Raw genomic sequence first — 2388 nt, 5'->3', positions numbered from 1 at the left:
GGTGGCGGGGTCTGGCTCCTGCCCGGCGTGGATGGCGAGTGTGTTGAAACCGGTCACGACTGCACCGTAGGCGCCGGGATGCCGACGAGGTGGCCCAGCACGTCCTGCCGGGTGACGACGCCGGCGGGCTTGCCGTCGACGTGCACGAGCAGGGCATCGGCGTCGCCGAGCGCCCCGACCGCGGCCGAGACCGGCTCGCCGGAGCCGATGATCGGCAGCGGGGCGGACATGTGCCGCTCCACCGGGTCGGCCAGCGAGGCCCGGCCGGTGAACAGCGCGTCCAGCAGTGCCTTCTCCGCGACCGAGCCGACCACCTCACCGGCGGTCACCGGCGGCTCGGCCTTCACGACCGGCAGCTGGCTCACCCCGTACTCGCGCAGGATGTCGATCGCGTCGCGCACCGTCTCGTTCGGGTGCGTGTGCACCAGCGTCGGGGTGCTGCCGGACTTCGCGTCCAGCAGTTCGCCCACGGTCTCGCCACCGCCGGCGTCCAGGAAGCCGTAGTCGGCCATCCACTCGTCGTTGAAGATCTTGTTCAGGTAGCCGCGGCCGCCGTCGGGCAGCAGCACGACCAGGACGTCGTCCTTCGTCAGCCGTTCGGCCACGCGGAGGGCCGCCACGACGGCCATCCCGCAGGAGCCGCCGACCAGCAGGCCCTCCTCGCGGGCCAGTCGGCGGGTCATCGCGAAGGAGTCGCCGTCGGACACCGCGACGATCTCGTCGGCGATCGACTTGTCGTAGGCCTCGGGCCAGAAGTCCTCGCCGACGCCCTCCACCAGGTACGGCCGGCCGGTGCCGCCGGAGTAGACCGAGCCCTCCGGGTCGGCGCCGATCACCTGCACCCGGCCCTCGCTCGCCTCCTTGAGGTAGCGGCCGACGCCGGAGATGGTGCCGCCGGTGCCCGCGCCGGTGACGAAGTGGGTGATCTTCCCGTCGGTCTGCGTCCAGATCTCCGGCCCGGTGGTCTCGTAGTGCGAGCGCGGGTTGTTCGGGTTGGCGTACTGGTCGGCCTTCCAGCCGCCGGGGGTCTCCCGGGCCAGTCGGTCGGAGACCGAGTAGTAGGAGCGCGGGTCGGCCGGGTCGACGGCGGTGGGGCAGACGTGCACCTCGGCGCCGTAGGCCTTGAGCACGTTGATCTTCTCCTGGCCCACCTTGTCCGGGCACACGAAGATGCACTTGTAGCCGCGCGTCTGGGCGACGATGGCGAGGCCGATGCCGGTGTTGCCGCTGGTCGGCTCGATGATCGTGCCGCCCGGCTGCAGGGCGCCGGACGCCTCGGCGGCCTCGACCATCCGCAGCGCGATCCGGTCCTTCACCGAGCCGCCCGGGTTGACGTACTCGACCTTGGCCAGCACCAGCGGTGCGTCCGGGCCGAGGTGGGCGGTCACGGCGTTCAGCCGGACCAGCGGGGTGTTGCCGATGAGCTCGACGACGGACTCGGCGTACTGCACGGGGGCTCCTGCTCTGCGGGTGGGCCGGCGGTGGATCGCGCGCACCGGCGTACCCGACCATCCCACCAGACGCCGCGGGTGTGCGTCAGTACGGCAGGTAGTAGGTGAGCAGGTCCGCACGCAGCGGCGGGAAGAGCGCCGCGTAGAAGTCGGCGTCCCGGCCCGGGTACACGTCCGGTCGGCGACGGGAGAGCCCGTGCATGCCGTGCGGCCCGAGGAGCAGGGCGCCCAGCTGGTCCGGGGCGACGCCCGCGCCGCGGACCGTGCCGGGGGCCTGCAGCCGCCCGCCGGGGACCACCGGACCCAGCCCGTCGTCGGTGACCGGCAACCGCCAGCTGGCCCGGTAGGTGGAGACCACGACGTCGTGTCCACCGCGCTCGGCTCCGACGTCGGCGAACCGGCGGGTGAGCACCGGCCGCAGCGCCTCCAGCAGCGCACCCGGCTCGGGCACCCGCACGTAGTACTGCTCGGCCAGGTCGCTCCCGTCGCCCAGCCGGTCGGCCCACGCGCGGCCGGGGAGGGTGCCCGGGCGGTCGGTGACCCGGACCGGCCGGCCGGCGGCGAGGGCCGCGACGCCGGCCAGCAACCCGGTGGCCGCCGCGTCGTCCACCGCGGTCGGCTCGGCGACCAGGACGTCGTCGTCGGGCTCGGGGACCCGAGCGGAGGCGACGACCGTGCCGTCCCGCTCCAGCACCCAGGTGGTGCTCGCCTCGTGCGCCACCAGCCAGCGCAGCCGGGCAGCCGGGTGCGGCATCGCGACGTCCGCGCCGGCCTGGGCGGCGTCCTGCAGCCGGGCCAGCGTCGGCAGGTCCGCCGGCGTCGTCACCCGGCAGGACGTGCTGGGCCACCTCGTCGGCATCCCGGCGCCTACGGTGCAGTCGTGACCGGTTTCAACACACTCGCCATCCACGCCGGGCAGGAGCCAGACCCCGCCACC

General features: G+C 74.0%; 2 protein-coding genes. Both read right to left on the bottom strand.

Translation table 11 applies throughout. The annotated features are described in order from the left end of the window. Positions 1 to 53 precede the first annotated feature (53 nt). Entirely contained in the window at positions 54 to 1451 is a 1398-nt protein-coding gene (locus G5C62_RS26515; RefSeq protein ID WP_164703345.1) for a cystathionine beta-synthase, read from the bottom strand. Positions 1452 to 1536: 85 nt separating this feature from the next. After that, positions 1537 to 2277, bottom strand: coding sequence for a hypothetical protein (locus G5C62_RS26510; protein WP_164703344.1), 741 nt, complete (start codon positions 2275 to 2277; stop codon positions 1537 to 1539). Positions 2278 to 2388: the final 111 nt, after the last annotated feature.

Source organism: Modestobacter sp. KNN46-3 (assembly GCF_011039295.1).
Note: the sequence above shows the minus strand (reverse complement) of the source record. Positions and strands in the feature narration are given on the sequence as shown.